Here is a 20,692-nt window from a genome sequence, read left to right as displayed (position 1 = left end):
CGCACGGCACTCCCGAAAAGTGCAGCAAAAAAAACCGGCCACTTAGGCCGGTTTTTTCATGCACGCGGCAATTACAGCTTGCCAGCGTTCTCGCTCAGGTAGGCAGCAACGCCTTCCGGCGAAGCGGTCATGCCCTGGTCGCCTTTTTTCCAGTTGGCAGGGCAGACTTCGCCGTGCTCTTCGTGGAATTGCAGAGCGTCGACCAGACGCAGCAGTTCGTCCATGTTGCGGCCCAGTGGCAGGTCGTTGACGATCTGCGAACGAACCACACCGTTGGTGTCGATCAGGAAGGCGCCACGGAAGGCCACGCCGCCTTCGGACTCGACGTCGTAGGCTTTGCAGATTTCGTGAGTGATGTCAGCGGCCAGGGTGTACTTGACTTGACCGATACCGCCGCTGTTCACCGGGGTGTTACGCCAGGCGTTGTGGGTGAAGTGCGAGTCGATCGACACGCCGATCACTTCAACGTTACGTGCCTGGAAGTCAGGAATGCGGTTGTCCAGGGCGATCAGCTCGGACGGGCAGACGAAGGTGAAGTCCAGCGGGTAGAAGAACACCAGGCCGTACTTGCCCTTGATGGCCGAAGCCAGGTTGAAGCTGTCGACGATCTCGCCGTTGCCCAGTACGGCGGGGACGGTGAAGTCGGGGGCTTTTTTACCAACGAGTACGCTCATTGCTATCTCCTGATGAGGGTGAAGAATCGTTTGCCGGTGCAAGGCTGGCTTGCCCGACATCCAACAAAGGCCGTCCATCATACACGGCTTGCGGTGACAGTCCGAATCCAACCGCCGGTCGCTCAAGCGCGCACCTTTCCGAAAGTCCTTTGACAAGCATTCTCATTAACATTAAGCTCCCTCCCATCGACCCAACCAGCGATGGTCAGCCTCTATGTATGTGTGTCTTTGTGTCGGCGTTACCGACGGACAGATCCGCGATGCGATCTATGAAGGATGCTGCAGCTACAAGGAAGTGCGAACCGCGACCAACGTCGCCAGCCAATGTGGCAAATGCGCTTGCCTAGCCAAACAGGTCGTCCGTGAGACCCTGACCGAAATCCAGGCAAGCCAACACGCCGCCCTGCCCTACCCCGTTGAATTTACCGCTGCCTGATTTGCCCGAATTCGAAGAACCGGACCTTGCGTCCGGTTTTTTTATGCCCGCAATTCAATAAGTTAGCGCTCTAACGCGGTTCACAAACATTCTTATTCCTATTAATTTTTATTTATTATTCAATAACTTAGGTTTGACAGCCCCCGGCATCAGGCTCAAACTTCGCGGTATTGGCACACTTCTACAGGGCAGGAACCCGACATGAAAGGCGACGTAAGCGTCATCCAGCATCTCAACAAGATCCTCGGAAACGAGCTGGTCGCAATCAACCAGTACTTCCTGCACGCGCGCATGTACGAAGATTGGGGTCTGAACAAGCTCGGCAAGCACGAGTACAAAGAATCCATCGACGAGATGAAGCATGCAGACAAGCTGATCAAGCGGATTCTCTTCCTCGAAGGCATCCCCAACGTCCAGGACCTCGGCAAGCTGCTGATCGGCGAACACACCAAGGAAATGCTCGAGTGCGACCTGAAGATCGAGCAGAAAGGTCTTATCGACCTGAAGGCAGCCATCGCTCATTGCGAAACGGCCGGCGACTTCGGTTCGCGCGATCTGCTTGAAGACATCCTCGAAGCCGAGGAAGAACACATCGACTGGCTGGAAACTCAGCTGGGCCTGATCGACAAGATCGGCATCGAGAACTACCTGCAATCGCAGATGGGCGAAGAATAAATTTCTACCCCCATAAAAAAACCCGCATCAAGCGGGTTTTTTTATGCCTGGGAGCAATCAGGCTTCGGAAGCCTTGGCCTTGGCAGCCGCGTCCTTGATCAGGGTCTGCAGCTCACCCTTTTCGAACATTTCCAGCATGATGTCGCTACCGCCGACCAGCTCGCCGGCCACCCACAGTTGCGGGAAGGTTGGCCAGTTGGCGTATTTAGGCAGGTTGGCGCGGATTTCCGGGTTCTGCAGGATGTCGACGTAGGCGAACTTCTCGCCGCAACCCATCACAGCCTGCGAGGCACGCGCGGAGAAGCCACACTGCGGGGCATTCGGCGAGCCTTTCATGTAAAGCAGAATGGTGTTGTTGGCAATCTGCTCTTTGATCGTTTCGATGATATCCATGTAGCACCTCGGCTGAACTTTCCGACACGGTCGTCGGCACGGTGACGCATTGTAACGGAAAGCCGAGCGGCGTGCTCGGCCTTACCATTGCTCAAGCGGCCTCCACTTGTACCGGCACGCCATTGAGAGCTGCGTTACCCGAAACCTGATCGCGCAAATGCTCGTCGGTCAGGTCGTTGGCGCTGACCCCGGGTTGTCCATGGGCGATCTGCAGTTGCACGCCCTGGCGGCCATGGCCATAGCCATGGGGCAGGCTGACGACGCCTGGCATCATGTCCTCGCAGGCCAGTACTTCGACTTCGAGCGTGCCGGTGCGCGATCGGATACGCACACGCTGCCCACTCTCCAACTGCCGCTGCTGCAGGTCCTCTGGGTGCATCAGCAAATGATGGCGTGGCTTGCCTTTGACCAGGCGCTGGTAATTGTGCATCCACGAGTTGTTGCTGCGGACATGGCGCCGCCCGATCAGCAGCAGCTCCCCCGCCGGTGGCGGCGCTTGCAAGGCAAGCCGGTGCAAATCGTCCAGCAACACCTGGGGCGCCGCCTCGACGACCTGGCTCTCGGTGCGCAGGCGCGTCCCAAGGTTGGCCCGCAGCGGCCCCAGGTCCAGGCCATGGGGGTACTCCAAAAGCGCGTCCAAAGAAAGCCCCCAGGACGACGCCTCGCCATAGCGCCCTTTGCGCAGCGCCATGTCGATCATCTGCGCCGGGGCAAGGGTCGGCTTGAGCTCCAGGCCTGCGCGTTCGGCGAAGGCGCGAGCCAGGCCGACAAAAATCTCCCAGTCATGCAGCGCCCCCTCTGGCTTGGGCAGGATCGCCCGGTTGAAGCGGGTGACGTTGCGCACTGCCAGTAGGTTGAAGGTGGTGTCGTAGTGATCATTTTCCAGCGCCGAGGTCGATGGCAGGATCAGATCGGCATGGCGGGTGGTCTCGTTGATGTAAAGGTCGATGCTAAGCATGAACTCGAGCCTGTCCAGCGCCGAATCCAGCTGTCGGCCATTGGGCGTGGACAGCACCGGGTTGCCAGCCACGGTTATCAACGCCCGGATCTGTCCCTCCCCAGGCGTGAGCATTTCCTCGGCCAACGCCGCCACCGGCAACTCTCCGCCATACTCAGGCAGGCCCGATACGCGACTCTGCCATGCATTGAAGTGACCGCCCGAGGTGCTGGCCACCAGATCGACCGCAGGCTCGGTACACAACGCCCCTCCGACACGGTCGAGGTTGCCGGTGACCAGGTTGATCAATTGCACCAGCCAATGGCAGAGACTGCCGAAGGCCTGGGTCGATACGCCCATGCGGCCATAGCACACGGCCGTGTCCGCAGCGGCGAAATCACGCGCCAGTTGGCGGATGTCAGTGGCAGGGATGCCACAGACGGCGCTCATCTTCTCGGCGGTGAAGGGTGAGATCGCTTCAATGACCTGTTCCAAACCATTGACCGGCAGATGCGAGCCCCGGGCCAACCCTTCATCGAACAAAGTGTTGAGCAAGCCGCACAACAACGCGGCGTCGCCACCGGGGCGCACGAACAGATGACGATCCGCCATGGCGGCCGTCTCGCTACGCCGAGGGTCGACCACCACCAGCCTTCCCCCCCTGGCGCGCAGCGTCTTCAGACGTTTTTCCACATCCGGCACGGTCATGATGCTGCCGTTCGATGCCAACGGGTTGCCACCCAGGATCAGCATGAAGTCTGTGTGGTCGATGTCCGGGATCGGCAGGAGCAAGCCGTGGCCGTACATCAAGTGGCTGGTGAGGTGCTGTGGAAGCTGGTCCACCGAGGTGGCGGAATAGCGGTTGCGGGTCTTGAGCAAGCCCAGGAAGTAGTTGCTGTGGGTCATCAACCCATAGTTGTGCACGCTGGGGTTGCCTTGGTAGACCGCCACGGCGTTACGACCATGGGCCTGCTGCACCGACCAGAGCTTGTCCGCGGCAAGGGCGAAGGCCTCCTGCCAACTGATCGGCTGCCAACGGTCGCCGATGCGCCGATGAGGCACGCGCAACCGGTCGGGGTCGTCCTGGATGTCCTGCAGCGCCACCGCCTTGGGGCAGATATGACCCCGGCTGAATGGGTCTTGGGCGTCGCCCTTGATCGAACTGATTCGCGCCCGCCCGTCGGCCTCATCGCTAATTTCGATGCTCAGGCCGCAAATGGCCTCGCACAGGTGACAGGCACGGTGATGCAGGGTCTTGGTCATGGCCGCCTCTGCCTTGTAGTTGTCCAGGCACGACTATGCGCCCAGCCCGAGCCGGCGGCCAGCGCGCTTCGTCCCATGAATCCCCCGACATCAAGCGCACGATTCGCGACATCCATTTGCCAAATTGCCAGCAAGCCGTGTACAACCTGTGTAGCAAATAAAAAACAGCACAGGCTCAGCGGGTTACGACACCCTTTGCAACAGAGCTGCTGTTCTCCCTCTTGGTTTCAGGCGACATTTAATTATAGTATTGCGCCTTTCCCTATTTCGTCCGCCCCGTGCGGCTTACGCCGCAGGTCACTCCCGTTGTCAAAAAAACCATACGGTCGACCTGCATACCGTTGCAGATAAGGTAGTCAATCATGAGCGCTAGGCACTTTCTCTCCCTGATGGATTTCACAGCTGACGAATTGCTCGGCGTGATCCGTCGAGGCATCGAGCTGAAGGACCTGCGTAACCGAGGCGTGCTGTTCGAACCGCTGAAAAACCGCGTGCTGGGGATGATCTTCGAGAAGTCCTCGACCCGTACCCGCCTGTCGTTCGAAGCCGGCATGATCCAGCTTGGCGGCCAGGCCATCTTCCTGTCGCCGCGTGATACCCAGCTGGGCCGTGGCGAACCGATCGCCGACAGCGCCATCGTCATGTCGCGCATGCTCGATGCGGTGATGATCCGTACCCATGCCCACAGCACCCTCACCGAGTTCGCCGCCAACTCCCGTGTTCCGGTGATCAACGGTCTGTCAGATGAATCGCACCCGTGCCAGCTGCTGGCCGACATGCAAACTTTCCTTGAGCACCGTGGCGCGATCCAGGGTAAGACCGTGGCCTGGGTCGGCGATGGTTTCAACATGTGCAACTCCTACATCGAGGCTGCAGTGCAGTTCGATTTCCAACTGCGTATCGCCTGCCCGGAAGGCTACGAGCCCGAGCAGCGTTTCCTCGACCTGGGCGGCGACCGCATACAGATCGTCCGCGATCCGAAGGAAGCGGTGCGTGGCGCGCACCTGGTGACCACCGATGTCTGGACTTCCATGGGGCAGGAGGAGGAAACTGCACGGCGCCTGGCGCATTTCGCGCCTTACCAGGTCACCCGCGAACTGCTCGACCTGGCGGCACCCGATGTCCTCTTCATGCACTGCCTGCCTGCCCACCGTGGCGAGGAAATCAGCCAGGACCTGCTCGACGACCCTCGTTCGGTCGCCTGGGACGAAGCTGAAAACCGGCTGCATGCACAGAAGGCGCTTCTCGAATTCCTTGTAGAACCGGCTTACCACCACGCATGAGTCAACCCCTACTGCTCAACCTGCGCGACCTCGCCTGCGGCTATGGCGAGCAGCGCATCGTTCAAAACCTCAACCTGCACCTGAACGCAGGCGACATCGGTTGCCTGCTGGGTTCATCCGGTTGCGGCAAGACCACCACCTTGCGCGCCATCGCCGGCTTCGAGCCGGTCCATGAAGGCGAGATCCAGTTGGCTGGCGAGGTCATATCCCGTGCTGGGTTCACCCTGGCACCCGAGAAACGCCGCATTGGCATGGTGTTCCAGGACTACGCCCTGTTCCCACACCTGACCGTGGCGCAGAACATCGCTTTCGGCATTGCCAAGCACCCGCGCCAGGGCGACGTGATCGAGGAGATGCTCGATCTGGTCAAGCTGGGCGGCCTGGGCGGTCGTTACCCCCATGAGCTGTCCGGTGGCCAGCAACAGCGTGTAGCCTTGGCGCGCGCCCTGGCACCCGAGCCTCAGCTATTGCTGCTCGACGAACCTTTCTCCAACCTCGACGTGGAATTGCGTCGCCGGTTGAGCCACGAGGTCCGTGACATTCTCAAGAGCCGTGGTACCAGCGCCATTCTGGTCACCCACGACCAGGAAGAAGCCTTTGCCGTCAGTGACCACGTAGGCGTGTTCAAGGAAGGCCGCCTGGAGCAGTGGGATACACCGTACAACCTTTACCACGAACCGCAGACCCCGTTCGTGGCCAGCTTCATTGGCCAGGGCTATTTCATCCGTGGCCAGATGAGTAGCCATGAGTCGGTCAACACCGAATTGGGCGAGCTGCGTGGCAATCGGGCCTACACCATGGCCGTAGGCAGCTCGGTAGACGTGCTGCTGCGTCCTGACGATATCGTGCCGGACCCGGACAGCGAGCTGCGCGCCAATATCGTCGGCAAGAGTTTCCTGGGCGCTTCGACCCTGTACCGTCTGCAACTGCCCACGGGCAGCCAGCTCGAGGCGATCTTCCCCAGCCATATCGATCATCAGGTCGGCCAGGATGTCGGCATTGCCGTGAAGGCAGACCACCTGGTGCTCTTCGCGGTACCTGGTAGCGTGGCGGCGCAGCTGCTGCGTCAGGAAAACGGGGTTCGCCGGTACAGTTCCGCAACCTGATTTCACAGCCTGGAAGGGCCGCCTTGCGGCCCATCACCTGCGATCCTCCGGCACGCCCGAGCGGACCACGCCGCCCGCCAGGGAACCAGCCCAGCTTCAGCCTCGACCAATCCCAGCGAACTTGCCCTGGGTATGCTCGGCCAACACTGCCGCCGCCAACTCCACCTCGAGCCCCCGCCGCCCGGCGCTGACATGAATGCTTGGGAACTGCTGCGCGGATTCGTCGATGAATGTGCGCAACCGCTTCTTCTGCCCGAGAGGGCTGATACCGCCGACCAGGTAGCCGGTAGCGCGCTGGGCCACCGCCGGGTCGGCCATCTCGCACTTCTTCACCCCCGCCGCTTGGGCCAGGGCCTTCAAGTCCAGGGTACCGACCACCGGCACCACGGCCACCAGCAATTCCCCCTTCTCACTGCTGGCCAATAGGGTCTTGAACACCTGCTGCGGGTCGAGCCCCAGCTTCTCGGCGGCTTCAAGCCCGTAAGAGGCTGATTTGGGGTCATGTTCATAACTGTGCACACGATGTTCGGCACGCACTTTTTTAAGCAAGTCGAGGGCGGGGGTCATGCAGCACTCCGGTCTGGGACAGGTCGGCGGCTACTTTAGGATAAATCCCACAAGCCAGCCAGCGCAGAGCGGACGCGCCTCTCTAGCATGCGGAGTCACGCCTGTAATAGTCGGCCAATTCGTGACTGACCGTTCACTTTCGACCTTTGACATCAGCGTTTCTTGTCTATATTTTTTCGTTTGTGAATAAATGGTGCACTTATAAGGTGCATTTTCCTGTACCCGCCCGTCGTCAATGGGGATAGACGCCGGGCTTTGCTGTCGAGCGCCAAGCGCCTCACAACAAAAAAAACGAGGTCATACATGACGACTGCTCTTCGCGAACCCACACTGTCCAGCCAATGCCTGGCCGAATTCCTCGGAACGGCGCTACTCATCTTCTTCGGCACTGGCTGCGTTGCAGCCCTGAAAGTCGCGGGCGCCAGCTTCGGGCTCTGGGAAATCAGCATCATCTGGGGCGTCGGCGTGAGCATGGCGATCTACCTCACCGCCGGTATTTCCGGTGCGCACCTGAACCCGGCCGTGAGCATCGCCCTCACCCTGTTCGCCGCCTTCGACAAACGCAAGTTGCCGTTCTACATGCTCGCCCAGGTGTGCGGCGCGTTCTGTGGTGCGGCGCTGGTGTATACCCTCTACAGCAACCTGTTCTTCGATTTCGAACAGGCTCACGCAATGTTGCGTGGCAGCCAGGCCAGTCTTGAACTGGCGTCGGTGTTCTCGACCTACCCGCATCCTTCGCTGTCCATCGGCCAGGCCTTTCTGGTCGAAGTGGTGATCACCGCCATCCTGATGGCCGTGATCATGGCCCTGACCGACGACAACAACGGCCTGCCCCGTGGCGCCATGGCCCCACTGCTGATCGGCCTGCTGATTGCCGTGATCGGCAGTGCCATGGGCCCACTGACCGGTTTCGCGATGAACCCAGCCCGTGATTTCGGGCCCAAGCTGATGACCTTCCTGGCCGGCTGGGGCGAAATCGCCTTCACTGGCGGACGTGACATCCCTTATTTCCTGGTTCCGGTATTCGCCCCGATCTTCGGTGCTTGCCTGGGCGCTGCGCTGTACCGTGGCCTGATCGCCCGCAACCTGCCAGCGGCGCAAACCGTGACCTCGGAGACAAACGACAATCCCCAGGGCGATACTCAAGTCAACTGATACCGGCGCCGCGCGATTTCGCCCGCCCGAGCCCTGACCTAACCCATTTGCAAGGCCTACGACCATGACAGACACCCAGGATAAGAACTACATCATCGCCCTGGACCAGGGCACTACCAGTTCGCGGGCTATCATTTTCGACCGCGACGCCAACGTGGTCGGCACCTCACAGCGAGAGTTCGCCCAACACTACCCGCAAGCCGGGTGGGTCGAGCACGACCCCATGGAAATCTTCGCCACCCAGAGCGCGACCATGGTCGAGGCACTGGCACAGGCTGGAATCAGCCATGCCCAGGTCGCCGCACTGGGCATCACCAACCAGCGTGAAACCACGGTGGTCTGGGACAAGGAAACCGGTCGCCCGGTTTACAACGCCATCGTCTGGCAGTGCCGCCGCAGCACTGAAATCTGTGCCCAGCTCAAGCGTGATGGCCATGAAACGTACATTCGCGACACCACAGGCCTGGTGACCGACCCGTACTTCTCCGGCACTAAACTGAAGTGGATTCTGGACAATGTCGAAGGCGTCCGCGAACGGGCCGAGCGTGGCGAACTGTTGTTCGGTACCGTCGACACCTGGCTGATCTGGAAATTCTCCGGTGGCAAGGTGCACGTCACCGACTACACCAACGCCTCGCGCACCCTGATGTTCAACATCCACACGCTGCAGTGGGACGACAAACTGCTGGATATTCTCGGCATCCCGCGCCAAATGCTGCCTGAGGTACGTCCTTCTTCGGAGGTCTACGGCCAGACCAAGAGCGGTATCGCCATCGCCGGTATCGCCGGTGACCAGCAATCGGCGCTGTTCGGCCAGATGTGCGTGGAGCCGGGCCAAGCGAAGAATACCTACGGCACCGGTTGCTTCCTGCTGATGAACACTGGCAGCCAGGCCGTCAAGTCGTCCCATGGCCTGCTGACCACCATCGCCTGTGGGCCGAAAGGTGAAGTGGCCTACGCGCTGGAGGGCGCCGTGTTCAATGGCGGCTCCACCGTGCAGTGGCTGCGTGACGAGTTGAAGATCGTCAACGATGCGCTGGATACCGAGTACTTCGCCAGCAAGGTCAAGGACAGCAACGGCGTTTACCTGGTACCCGCATTCACAGGCCTGGGCGCCCCGTACTGGGACCCTTACGCCCGCGGCGCGCTGTTCGGTCTGACCCGTGGCGTGAAAGTCGACCACATCATTCGTGCCGCACTCGAGTCGATCGCGTACCAGACCCGCGATGTGCTCGACGCCATGCAGCAGGATTGCGGCCAGCGCCTTTCCGAGCTGCGCGTGGACGGCGGTGCAGTGGCCAACAACTTCCTGATGCAGTTCCAGGCAGACATCCTCGGCACCTGCGTCGAACGTCCGAAAATGCGCGAAACCACCGCGCTCGGCGCTGCCTACCTGGCAGGGCTGGCATGTGGTTTCTGGAGTGGCCTGGACGAGTTGCGCGACAAGGCCATCATCGAGCGCGAGTTCAGCCCTCAGCTTGACGAGACGCAGAAAGAGACGCTGTACGCAGGGTGGAAAAAAGCGGTCGAGCGCACCCGTGACTGGGAAGACCACGACGCCTGATCGCAGCAGAGAACGCTGCAGGGCAGCCATCGCCGGCAAGCCGACGCCTACAGAAAACGCACGCACGCCTGTAGACGTCGGCTTACCGTCGATGAGCCGTAACGTGCAGCCACTGGCCGTCATCCCCTTCCTACGGCATCATTGCAGAATTTGTCCGGCAGCCCATAAGGACCGCCCATGAATCTGCCCCCTCGCCAACAACAAATTCTCGAACTGGTACGCGAACGTGGCTATGTCAGCATCGAGGAAATGGCGCAGTTGTACGTCGTGACCCCGCAAACCATCCGTCGCGACATCAACCAGCTCGCCGAGCTCAACCTGCTGCGCCGCTATCACGGTGGAGCGGCCTACGATTCGAGCGTCGAGAACACCGCCTACGCCATGCGCGCCGACCAGATGCGCGACGAGAAGCAACGCATCGCCGAAGCTGTGGCGCGGCAGATTCCCGACCATGCGTCCTTGTTCATCAACATCGGCACCACGACCGAATCCATCGCCCGGGCACTGCTGAACCACAATCACCTGAAGGTGATCACCAACAACCTGCATGTGGCGGCAATCCTGGCTGCCAAGGACGATTTCGAGGTGCTGGTCGCCGGCGGTACGGTGCGTCGCGATGGCGGCGTGGTGGGCCAGGCCAGCGTCGATTTCATCAACCAGTTCAAGGTCGACTTTGCTCTGGTCGGTATCAGCGGCATCGATGAAGACGGCAGCCTGCTGGACTTCGACTACCAGGAAGTACGCGTCTCGCAGGCGATAATCGCCAACGCCCGCCAAGTCATCCTCGCCGCCGACTCCAGCAAGTTCGGGCGCAATGCCATGGTTCGCCTGGGCTCGATAAGCCTGGTCGATTGCCTGGTGACCGACCAGGCACCCTCCCCCGCGCTGACCCAACTGCTCAACCAATACAAGATTCGCCTAGACGTGGTCTGAGCCGTGCAGGGTCGCCCAGCGGCCCTGCATTTTCGAAATTGTTCACTTACTGTCATCTGATCAGTTTTTTCTATAAAGACTGACTGGCGACCGGCTTTGTGTTGCGCTAGTATTTTCGGAAACGAACATTAATGTTCATATTCGATGTGAGCAGCTTCAGGAGGCCTTGCCCGTGTCCCAACCCGTTCCGTCCCAGCCCGCACTCGCCGACTGCTATGACCTCGCCGTGATCGGCGGCGGCATCAATGGCGTAGGCATTGCTGCCGACGCCGCCGGGCGCGGCCTCAAGGTGTTCCTTTGCGAGAAGGACGACTTGGCCCAACACACCTCCTCAGCTAGCAGCAAGCTGATCCACGGCGGCCTGCGCTACCTGGAACACTACGAGTTCCGACTGGTGCGTGAGGCACTGGCCGAACGCGAGGTCCTGCTGGCCAAGGCCCCACACATCGTCAAACCAATGCGCTTCGTGCTGCCCCACCGTCCGCACCTGCGCCCGGCCTGGATGATCCGCGCCGGCCTGTTCCTGTATGACCACCTGGGCAAACGCAAGCGCCTGGGCGCCTCGCGCAGCCTGCGCTTCGGACCTGGCTACCCGCTCAAACCCTCCATCACCCGTGGTTTCGAATACGCCGATTGCGCCGTGGACGACGCTCGCCTGGTGGTGCTCAACGCCATGGCTGCGCGCGAGAACGGCGCACACATCCGCACCCGCACCCGCTGCCTGCGCGCCGAGCGTATCGACGGCGTGTGGGAAGTCGAGCTGCAACACGCCGACGGCAGCCAGCAGACCCTCCGCGCTCGCGCCCTGGTCAACGCCGCCGGGCCGTGGGTAGCCAGTTTCATCAAGAATGACCTCAAGCTGGATGCCCCGTACGGCATCCGCCTGATCCAGGGCAGCCATCTGATCGTGCCGCGGCTGTACGAAGGTGAACATGCCTACATCCTGCAGAACGAAGATCAGCGCATCGTGTTCTGCATCCCTTATCTCGACCGCTTTACCCTGATCGGCACCACCGACCGCGAGTACAGCGGCGACCCGGCCAAGGTTGCCATTACCGAGCAGGAAACCGACTACCTGCTCAATGTGGTCAACCAGCACTTCAATCATCAGCTTAGCCGCGCCGACATCCTGCATACCTACTCGGGCGTGCGCCCGCTGTGCAACGATGAATCGGACAATCCGTCGGCGGTCACCCGCGACTACACCCTGGCATTGTCCTGCGCCGAAGGCCAGGCGCCACTGCTGTCGGTGTTCGGCGGCAAGCTGACCACTTACCGCAAGCTGGCCGAGTCGGCCATGGCCGAACTCAAGCCATTCTTCAGCCAGATGCGCGGCAGCTGGACCGCCAGCGGGCCGTTGCCTGGTGGCGAGCAGATGACCAGCGTGCAAGCACTGGTCGATGCCCTACTCGCCCGCCATGGCTGGTTGCCAGTGGATATCGCCAAACGCTGGGCAGTGACCTATGGCAGCCGCACCTGGCAATTGCTGGAAGGGGTAACAGGGCCGGATGACCTGGGCCAGGCGATCGGCGGCGGGTTGTTCGGTCGAGAAGTCGATTACCTGCGCAGCCAGGAATGGGCTGTGGACGCCGAGGACATTCTGTGGCGTCGAACCAAACTTGGCCTGTTCACCACGCAGGCCGAGCAACACGCGCTCGCCGACTACCTACGCAAGACTGAACGTCCAGACGCTACCCAAGCGGCATGAACCCCAGCGCCCCCTTGTCAGCGCCGAGCGCTGCAAGGGGGCTTCACAGGCACATCAAACTGGCCAACGTGCAATGGCCTGCTCTGTCAGGCGTTGGACCAGCACCCGCTCTTGCACTTGCAGGTCGACCTTGAGCTCTTCGCAGCGTTCCAGGTAAGTTTGCTCGTCGATCGCACCGCTTTCCACCTGCGTCTCCAATAGCTCTAGCGCCGCCCGCCTGGCATCCACCTGCTCCCTGAAACTGCGGTAATAGGTGGCGCGCAGGAATGCTTGCCAAAACGACTGATCGGCCAAGGCGCGCGACAGCGTCTCGTTGTTTTCCAGCGAAAGCACTTCAGCCCTGGCCACGTTGATGTCCTCGGCGGTCACTAATGATTCGGACTCATAGTGCATACGGACAGGCTGTCCCGGTAGCTGGAGCGGGCCTGCCAAGCGAGTTCGGTACGCAAGATAGGTTTCGATATCGTCGATGCGTTCCAGGACGTCCGGTTCGTTTGCGTACGTAAGGCGCAGTCGCTCGAGCTTACGGGCGGCAATTCTGTTGACTTCCTGCAGCCTGAACAGTGAACGCCCCAGTTTGATCAGGGCCGACTCACTCTGAATCTGCGACAGTCCCGCCGTCTGCCGATGCACCAGGACGCGTACTTCCATTTCACTGAACAGCCACAGCAAGCGATCTTCGCAGGTCGCCACGCCACCGGCCTGCTCAAACAACACTTCCCGCAGCTCGCTGTCCTGCTCGCAGGCCTCGATAATGTTCCAAGCCCGCGCCCGATAATACGCGGGGTGCTTGAGGTAGTCCGGCGAACGCGAGAAATCGCCCAGGAAGTTGAAGAAATCATCCGCCCCCGGCTCGTTGCGAAGGTTGCTCCACAGCACCTCGCGCTCGGTTCGTTGCGCACCGGCCGAACCAACCAACCATTCGGACAACTCGGCCTGACGAACCAGATGGTGCCGGTAATAAGGATTGTGCGCGACGACTTGTTCTGGAGAGGCAGGGGTGCGCAACTCATTCAGGTAACGTTCGCTGGGGGCATCAAGCGGGTTGTCGTGCAGCGCCATTTGCTGCACACGCATGCGCATTCCATGCACCTCCTGACGCACCTGGCGGATCTGGTTCTCCCGCAGGTCGACAATCCCCTGCCAAGGCAGTTGCTGAATCTGCGCCGGCACATCGGCTATCTGGGCAGCACGCAGCCCTACTTGGCGAACATTCAGCAACCGCCGGACCTCAGGCACGCTGCCCAGCGGATTGAAACCGATTTCCAACCGCTCCAGGTTGAGCAAGGCGTTCAGGCGCTGACTGTCTGCCGGCGTCAGGACGATATGATTATGGTCCAGGCGCAACAGGCGGAGCTCGATCAACCGCTCGATACCTGCCGGAACCGCGAGCAAGCGATTGTGGCGCAGGTCGAGCTCCCTGAGATTGGGGAAGTGACCGAGGAAGTCAGCGCCGACTTCCGTCAGCTCCATGTTTCGCAGCGCCAGGCGTGAAACATGCTCGAACATGATCCCAAGGGGCAATTCAGGCAACTCGCTCAACCGCTCGCCCCGGACTTCCAATGCATAAGTACCATCGCCTCGCCGCCCCAGTTTACGACGCCAGCAGCGCCGAATCGTGTTGGCCACCCTGCTGCGTCGCAACAAGTCGAGCATCGAACCATACTCGGCTCGCCAATTGACCAGCGCCTGGCGCAGAGCCGTCCACTGGCCGTGCAACGATTGATAGTGGGTCCAGGGGTCGACGCCATCGGAAATCAGACCCAGCAGGTATTGCTGCAACTCCACGTCGTCGATGGTCGGAAATATCTGCCTAATGCCGCGCCTGCTGGCCTGGCCGCGACTCTCACCGCGACCGCTGAGCGGGTAGCCGAGGCGACCGTCGGCGAAGCGAACGGGCGGCCTGACTCCGGCACTGATATCCGCCAGCCCGATGAGCTTGGCAGCCAGGTCGCGGCGCTCCCGGGCGCAGCCTGCCAGAATGTCGACCAGTTGCTGTTCGTTGAGCGAGGCATCGCCCAACACGCTTTTCTGGCTTTCATCCATGCTCAGCAACAATGCGTGCATGAAGCTGTCGGTGCTTGATCCGGCAACGTGCGGATGGAGGGACCGATCCTGCACGCTGTAACCGTTTTCGTCGCTGATGATGCTGATGACGTCCTCTGCCGTATCGGCACCCACGTGGCTCAGCAGTGGTCCTTCGGAAAAGAATGCCCGCAACTCGACACGGAGCGACGCAGGCCATGGCGCCAGTTCATGGACCAAGCCAAGCGCCAGTTTTTCGCTGTCGGCGTTGAGGGCCTGGGGTTGTCGGAGCCCGGCACAGGCTCGATCAAGGCGGCTGTCGCGGATGAACCAGCGTACCCTTTCCGCCACGGCCAAAGGCACACGCCCGGTCGATGCAAGCTGCTCCAGATCCTGTCCATCGGCTTGCCGGCGAATTTCCTTCGCGCCTCGCACCGACAACCCGGGAAAGTCTCGACGCAATACCCGGTCCTCCACCTCCTCTGCGTCCTGGGTCTGGGCAATCAGTAACTCGAACACTTCGTCCGCCACCTTCGGATACAAGGTGTGCAACCGGTGGCGTTCCAGCGCATCCTGAAGCCGCGCAGGTGCAGGCGCGTTTTCCACATGCAAGCGGCGCAGCTGCGCCTCATCGAAGCCGGTGCAGTCGATCAGCGCCCTTGCTTGTTCGTCGCTCAAGTCGATGAAGTTGGCGGCCAACCTTCGCAACAGGTGCACTTCACCGGCCCATTCCTGAGGCTGCTCCAGGGAATGGCGCCAGCCCCCACTGCCATTGCGTTCGATCTGCGGCCGATAGGCGCTGGCACGCGTCGGATGCTTGATCACCAGGCCCTGTTTATCCTCGGCATGCGCAAGTTCAAAGGCGTGCTCTGGCCAGGGCAACGGCTCCGGTGGCTGACCGGCGAGGTGCGCTTGCTTTGCCTCGACCCGGTAGGGCTGCATGTCGCCCGAGCAGAGTTTCAGGCGCTTGGCACCCGACCAGACCGGCACCAATTCATCGACGAAAGCCACGCGTTTGACCACCTGAGCCGCTGCCGAGACGCCAACACCAATCGCTGCGCCGACCACCAGGTTTTCCGCCACTGCGAACAGATGCCCCATGGCCGCTTCACGGTCACCCAACTTCCAGTCCTGGTAGCCTTCGTACACTTCATCGGCCATCTGTACAGCCGCAACGCCCAGCATGACCTCTCCCAGCACCGGTACGAACAGGCCAGCCAGACCCAGAAGGGTCAGGCCGGTACTCTCGTAGGCGGCCAGCCGAGCGCTTCGCGTCGCGGCGTCTTCATCGCCGGTGGGAACCGCGAGGACTCTGGCATCGTCTAGAATCTTTTCGATGCGCTGGGCGCGTAGATAGGCAAAGATGGGCTGGTCGATTGGCAGGTTCCGGCCATCCAACTGCAGCGCGACACCTTTTGCGGTATCGGCATGCAGACGGCGTAGGCTCGCCGAGAACACCATGCGATCGCGTTCCGTGATGAATCGCATGAAAAACTGCGCATAGCTCGACTCGCGCAAGCGCAGTCCAAAAAGCTGGTATACCGCTTCCCAGTTTCGGCATGACTGCACAGCCCTGACAGGATCGCCCGGTACCCAGACGATGAGGTTTCTCAGGGCGCCGCCGTCGCTATCCCGCGCTTCGACGACGACCACACCTCGTACCCGTTTGCCTAGCAACAGCAGCTGACGCATCACGAGCACGCGGGTATCGGCCGGTACGATTGCCTTGGGCGAAAACACCCTGAGCATCTGCAGATAGCTGCGCTCGTCGAGCTGCCCCTGGAGGGTGGCAAGCCGCACGGCTGCTTCCATGGCTGTCCGCTGGGCCTCTTCCAGCACACGCTCAACCGCCTGTCGAGCTTGCCCCGAAGCATCACCTTCAGCATCCGCGGGCAACAGCAGCTCACGCAGGGCAGCTTGATAGCGACCGCCCAGATCCAGCTCACGGCACAGCCTGGCGAACTGCACGAACGAAATAGGCAACGCAGCGCCAGTGTGAGTTTCCAGCCTTCGTCGAATGCGAGACCGGTGCTGCAATTCGTCCTCGGCAAAATTATGCAGCGCCGCAGCCAGTAAAGGCAGCGAGCCCATCCTTACGACCCTTTCCACCGGAACGTGGGGAAATACGAAAGCCACCGTCTTGCGTACGACCGTGGACAGTTTCGCGGTTCTGGCGTTAACCCGCACGCCATGCTTCCTGAGAATGGCCTTCTCCAGCAGGGGCGCGCAGAAATCCGCCAGGTCAGGAACACGGCCCAACAACAGCCTGACCTGTTCGGCGCTATGCTGCTCACTGATCAAGGCCGCTCGCAGGGATCGCAGCGCCTCGACGGAGGCATTCTTCGCCCAGGCCGGCAACTGCGCGGCAATCAGGGTATCGATGGAGTGGGACGCTCCTTCATCTTCTATCAAGGGGGTCATGTCTGCTTCCTCGGTTAAAAGGAAACAAGAAACCCCCGTCCGTCATACCCAAGGTGTTAATTAGTTAGTTCTAGTCACCTGAGGCTAAACGCACGTTCGGATTACCGAACACTAATTCGCCGCGCGTTCGGAAGTCCGTACATTGGCGTTCCTGCAACAGGCCCCGAAACGTGCAATGGCTTGAATTTTCGGGGCTTGTACACAAGAACAACAGCTTGGCACGAGTCATGCTCTACACTTGGTAGCCGAATGCACACCAACTTGATGATGTATTCGTTGAACGAAGAGTCCGCCAACGGCTCCATAAAAAAAACAAACACGTCGAGGAAAATTTGATGCGTATCGTTCGTCAATTGCTGGGCGCCGCCATCGCGGCTGCAGTCATCGCTTCGCCTGTCATGGCCGAGGAGCTGACCGGCACCCTGAAGAAGATCAAGGACTCGGGCACCATCACCCTGGGTCACCGCGACTCGTCGATTCCGTTTTCCTACCTGGCTGGCAAGCCGGAACCCGTGGGTTACTCCCACGACATCCAACTGGCTGTCGTCGAGGCCCTGAAAAAACAGCTGGGCACCGACATCAAGGTCCGCTACAACCTCGTCACTTCCCAAACCCGTATCCCGCTGGTGCAGAACGGCACCGTCGACCTGGAGTGCGGTTCCACCACCAACAACGTCGAGCGCCAGCAGCAAGTTGGCTTCTCGGTGGGCATCTTCGAAGTCGGCACTCGCCTTCTGACCAAGGTCAAGGACGGTCAACCGGCATACAAGGACTTCCCTGACCTGGCCGGCAAGAACGTGGTGACCACCGCCGGTACTACCTCCGAACGCCTCCTCAAGGCGATGAACGCCGACAAGCAGATGAAGATGAACGTGATTTCCGCCAAGGACCACGGTGAAGCCTTCAACATGCTCGAAAGCGGCCGCGCCGTGGCCTTCATGATGGACGACGCTCTGCTGGCCGGTGAAATGGCCAAGGCTCGCAAGCCGACCGACTGGGTCATCACCGGCACGCCACAGTCATTCGAAATCTACGGCTGCATGGTGCGCAAGGATGACGCCGCGTTCAAGAAAGCGGTCGACGATGCCATCGTGGCTTACTTCAAGTCGGGCGAAGTCAACAAGAGCTACGACAAGTGGTTCCAGCAGCCGATCCCGCCAAAAGGCCTGAACCTGCAGTTCCCGATGAGCGACGAGCTGAAGAAACTGATCGCCGAGCCGACCGACAAGGCGGCGGACGAGAAGAAGTCCTGATCCCCGGTTAGTGGCCCGCCGCACTTTTGCCGTGCGGGCCACCGTTAAGTGTCTACCCTTTCATCCGAGGGCGTTCAACGCCCTTGGATGCTCGAAGGTGCCCGTGAAACAACCGTCTGAGGGGAAATCCCGATGAATTACAACTGGGACTGGGGCGTATTCTTCAAGTCCACCGGCGTGGGCAGCGAAACCTATCTGGACTGGTACATCACCGGCCTGGGCTGGACCATCGCCATCGCCATCTCCGCCTGGATCATCGCATTGCTGCTGGGCTCGGTGCTCGGCGTCATGCGTACCGTGCCGAACCGCCTGGTATCCGGCATCGCCACCGCCTATGTGGAGCTGTTCCGCAACGTGCCGCTGCTGGTGCAGCTGTTCATCTGGTACTTCCTGGTACCGGACCTGCTGCCTGAAGGCCTGCAGGAATGGTTCAAGCAAGACCTCAACCCGACCACTTCGGCGCTGATCAGCGTGGTCATCTGCCTGGGCCTGTTCACCGCCGCGCGTGTCTGCGAGCAGGTACGTACCGGCATCCAGGCGCTGCCGCGTGGCCAGGAGGCCGCCGCTCGCGCCATGGGCTTCAGCCTGCCGCAGATCTACAACAACGTGCTGCTGCCCCAGGCTTACCGGATCATCATTCCGCCGCTCACCTCCGAGTTCCTCAACGTATTCAAGAACTCGTCGGTGGCATCGCTGATCGGCCTGATGGAGCTGCTGGCGCAGACCAAGCAGACCGCCGAGTTTTCCGCCAACCTGTTCGAGGCGTTCACCCTGGCCACCCTGATCTACTTCACCTTGAACATGGGCTTGATGCTGCTGATGCGCATGGTCGAGAAGAAAGTCGCGGTGCCTGGCCTGATTTCCGTGGGAGGCAAGTAAATGGACATGGATTTCAGCGAAATCATCCCGGCCCTGCCTGCCCTCTGGGAAGGCATGCTGATGACCCTCAAGCTGATGGTCATGGGCGTGGTCGGCGGTATCGTGCTCGGTACCATCCTGGCCTTGATGCGCCTGTCGTCGAACAAGCTGCTCTCGAACCTGGCTGGCGCCTACGTCAACTACTTCCGCTCGATCCCGCTGCTGCTGGTGATCACCTGGTTCTACCTGGCGGTACCGTTCGTGCTGCGCTGGATCACCGGCGAGGACACCCCGGTGGGTGCCTTCACCTCCTGCGTGGTCGCGTTCATGATGTTCGAGGCCGCCTATTTCTGCGAGATCGTGCGGGCCGGCGTGCAGTCGATCTCCAAGGGCCAGATGGGCGCCGCGCAAGCATTGGGCATGACCTATGGCCAGACCATGCGCCTGATCATCCTGCCCCAGGCGTTTCGCAAGATGACCCCGCTGCTGCTGCAACAGAGCATCATCCTGTTCCAGGACACCTCGCTTGTGTACACCGTGGGTCTGGTCGACTTCCTCAACTCGGCACGCTCCAACGGCGACATCATCGGGCGCTCCCATGAGTTCCTGATCTTCGCCGGTGTCGTGTACTTCCTCATCAGCTTCTCCGCTTCGTGGCTGGTCAAGCGCCTGCAAAAAAGGATCACCGTATGATTTCCATCAAGAACGTCAACAAGTGGTACGGGGACTTCCAGGTGCTGACCGACTGCAGCACCGAGGTCAAGAAAGGTGAAGTGGTGGTGGTCTGCGGCCCGTCGGGCTCGGGCAAATCCACCCTGATCAAGTGCGTCAACGCCCTTGAGCCGTTCCAGAAAGGAGACATCGTGGTCGACGGCACCTCCATCGCCGACCCGAAAACCAACCTGCCGAAACTGCGCTCGCGGGTGGGCATGGTGTTCCAGCACTTCGAGCTGTTCCCGCATCTGACCATCACCGAGAACCTGACCATCGCCCAGCGCAAGGTGCTTGGCCGCAGCGAAGCCGAAGCCACCAAGAAAGGCCTGGCGCTGCTCGACCGAGTAGGTCTGGGCGCACACGCCAAGAAGCACCCTGGCCAGTTGTCCGGTGGCCAGCAGCAGCGTGTGGCGATCGCCCGTGCGCTGTCGATGGACCCGATCGTCATGCTGTTCGACGAACCGACCTCGGCACTGGACCCTGAAATGGTCAACGAAGTGCTCGACGTCATGGTCGAACTGGCTCACGAAGGCATGACCATGATGTGCGTCACCCACGAAATGGGCTTCGCTCGCAAGGTAGCCAACCGGGTGATCTTCATGGACAAGGGCAGCATCATCGAGGACTGCCAGAAGGAAGACTTCTTCGGCGACCCAGGCGCCCGCCACGAACGGACTCAGCACTTCCTCAGCAAGATCCTGCAACACTGATCCTGCGCCAAACAAGC

The 20,692-nt window shown here is 60.8% G+C and carries 17 protein-coding genes; 12 read left to right on the top strand and 5 right to left on the bottom strand.

Annotated elements, in window-relative coordinates; genetic code table 11:
- Nucleotides 1–71: 71 nt before the first annotated feature.
- Nucleotides 72–674 carry a peroxiredoxin gene (locus IF103_RS05420; RefSeq protein WP_023379026.1) on the bottom strand — a complete coding sequence of 201 codons (603 nt, stop codon included), beginning with the start codon at nucleotides 672–674 and terminating at the stop codon, nucleotides 72–74.
- Nucleotides 675–888: 214 nt separating this feature from the next.
- Between IF103_RS05420 and IF103_RS05415 the strand changes: the two genes are divergently transcribed.
- Both IF103_RS05415 and bfr read left to right on the top strand, forming a co-directional pair.
- A complete protein-coding gene (locus IF103_RS05415; protein WP_023379025.1) occupies nucleotides 889–1,110 on the top strand; it encodes a bacterioferritin-associated ferredoxin in 222 nt (73 codons plus the stop codon).
- Nucleotides 1,111–1,311: 201 nt separating this feature from the next.
- Nucleotides 1,312–1,785 (top strand): bacterioferritin, encoded by a 474-nt coding sequence (gene bfr / locus IF103_RS05410; protein ID WP_023379024.1) that lies wholly within the window; start codon nucleotides 1,312–1,314, stop codon nucleotides 1,783–1,785.
- Between the two features lie 57 nt (nucleotides 1,786–1,842).
- Here bfr and grxD read toward each other — a convergent pair whose 3' ends face one another.
- Both grxD and IF103_RS05400 read right to left on the bottom strand, forming a co-directional pair.
- Nucleotides 1,843–2,178, bottom strand: coding sequence for a Grx4 family monothiol glutaredoxin (gene grxD / locus IF103_RS05405; protein WP_010952251.1), 336 nt, complete (start codon nucleotides 2,176–2,178; stop codon nucleotides 1,843–1,845).
- 91 nt (nucleotides 2,179–2,269) lie between these two features.
- The gene (locus IF103_RS05400; RefSeq protein ID WP_202675920.1) at nucleotides 2,270–4,378 is read right to left on the bottom strand and encodes a molybdopterin oxidoreductase family protein; all 2,109 of its coding nucleotides are present in this window, start codon (nucleotides 4,376–4,378) and stop codon (nucleotides 2,270–2,272) included.
- 362 nt (nucleotides 4,379–4,740) lie between these two features.
- On the opposite strand from IF103_RS05400, the gene argF reads away from it, so the two are divergent.
- Nucleotides 4,741–5,661: an ornithine carbamoyltransferase gene (argF, locus tag IF103_RS05395; RefSeq protein WP_023379022.1), complete on the top strand. Its 921-nt coding sequence runs from the start codon at nucleotides 4,741–4,743 to the stop codon at nucleotides 5,659–5,661.
- Entirely contained in the window at nucleotides 5,658–6,767 is a 1,110-nt protein-coding gene (locus tag IF103_RS05390) for an ABC transporter ATP-binding protein (protein WP_104882106.1), read from the top strand. Before argF ends, IF103_RS05390 begins: the two co-directional genes overlap by 4 nt.
- Nucleotides 6,768–6,863: 96 nt before the next feature.
- On the opposite strand, the gene ybaK is transcribed toward IF103_RS05390, so the two are convergent.
- Nucleotides 6,864–7,334: a Cys-tRNA(Pro) deacylase gene (ybaK, locus tag IF103_RS05385; RefSeq protein WP_023379020.1), complete on the bottom strand. Its 471-nt coding sequence runs from the start codon at nucleotides 7,332–7,334 to the stop codon at nucleotides 6,864–6,866.
- A 303-nt stretch (nucleotides 7,335–7,637) separates the two neighbouring features.
- Here ybaK and IF103_RS05380 point away from each other — a divergent pair, with 303 nt between their 5' ends.
- From IF103_RS05380 to glpD, 4 genes are all read left to right on the top strand, one after another.
- Nucleotides 7,638–8,489 (top strand): MIP/aquaporin family protein, encoded by an 852-nt coding sequence (locus IF103_RS05380; RefSeq protein ID WP_023379019.1) that lies wholly within the window; start codon nucleotides 7,638–7,640, stop codon nucleotides 8,487–8,489.
- 64 nt (nucleotides 8,490–8,553) lie between these two features.
- Nucleotides 8,554–10,053, top strand: a complete 1,500-nt coding sequence (glpK, locus tag IF103_RS05375) for a glycerol kinase GlpK (protein ID WP_023379018.1) — start codon at nucleotides 8,554–8,556, stop codon at nucleotides 10,051–10,053.
- A 177-nt stretch (nucleotides 10,054–10,230) separates the two neighbouring features.
- Nucleotides 10,231–10,986, top strand: coding sequence for a DNA-binding transcriptional repressor GlpR (gene glpR / locus IF103_RS05370; RefSeq protein ID WP_023379017.1), 756 nt, complete (start codon nucleotides 10,231–10,233; stop codon nucleotides 10,984–10,986).
- A gap of 172 nt (nucleotides 10,987–11,158) precedes the next feature.
- Nucleotides 11,159–12,694 carry a glycerol-3-phosphate dehydrogenase gene (gene glpD, locus IF103_RS05365; RefSeq protein ID WP_023379015.1) on the top strand — a complete coding sequence of 512 codons (1,536 nt, stop codon included), beginning with the start codon at nucleotides 11,159–11,161 and terminating at the stop codon, nucleotides 12,692–12,694.
- Nucleotides 12,695–12,748: 54 nt separating this feature from the next.
- Here glpD and IF103_RS05360 read toward each other — a convergent pair whose 3' ends face one another.
- Nucleotides 12,749–17,140, bottom strand: coding sequence for an NEL-type E3 ubiquitin ligase domain-containing protein (locus tag IF103_RS05360; RefSeq protein WP_202675919.1), 4,392 nt, complete (start codon nucleotides 17,138–17,140; stop codon nucleotides 12,749–12,751).
- 335 nt (nucleotides 17,141–17,475) lie between these two features.
- Here IF103_RS05360 and IF103_RS05355 point away from each other — a divergent pair, with 335 nt between their 5' ends.
- The 4 genes from IF103_RS05355 (at nucleotide 17,476) to IF103_RS05340 (ending at nucleotide 20,675) form a co-directional block, all read left to right on the top strand.
- Nucleotides 17,476–18,393: a glutamate/aspartate ABC transporter substrate-binding protein gene (locus IF103_RS05355; RefSeq protein ID WP_023379012.1), complete on the top strand. Its 918-nt coding sequence runs from the start codon at nucleotides 17,476–17,478 to the stop codon at nucleotides 18,391–18,393.
- A 132-nt stretch (nucleotides 18,394–18,525) separates the two neighbouring features.
- Nucleotides 18,526–19,272, top strand: a complete 747-nt coding sequence (locus tag IF103_RS05350; RefSeq protein WP_023379010.1) for an amino acid ABC transporter permease — start codon at nucleotides 18,526–18,528, stop codon at nucleotides 19,270–19,272.
- Nucleotides 19,273–19,944 carry an amino acid ABC transporter permease gene (locus tag IF103_RS05345; protein ID WP_023379008.1) on the top strand — a complete coding sequence of 224 codons (672 nt, stop codon included), beginning with the start codon at nucleotides 19,273–19,275 and terminating at the stop codon, nucleotides 19,942–19,944.
- Complete coding sequence (locus IF103_RS05340; RefSeq protein WP_023379007.1) at nucleotides 19,941–20,675, top strand: amino acid ABC transporter ATP-binding protein; 735 nt, start codon at nucleotides 19,941–19,943, stop codon at nucleotides 20,673–20,675. Before IF103_RS05345 ends, IF103_RS05340 begins: the two co-directional genes overlap by 4 nt.
- Nucleotides 20,676–20,692: the final 17 nt, after the last annotated feature.

It is taken from the genome of Pseudomonas sp. SK2 (assembly GCF_016772395.1).
GTDB lineage: Bacteria > Pseudomonadota > Gammaproteobacteria > Pseudomonadales > Pseudomonadaceae > Aquipseudomonas > Aquipseudomonas taiwanensis.
This window is presented reverse-complemented; position numbering and strand designations above follow the sequence as displayed.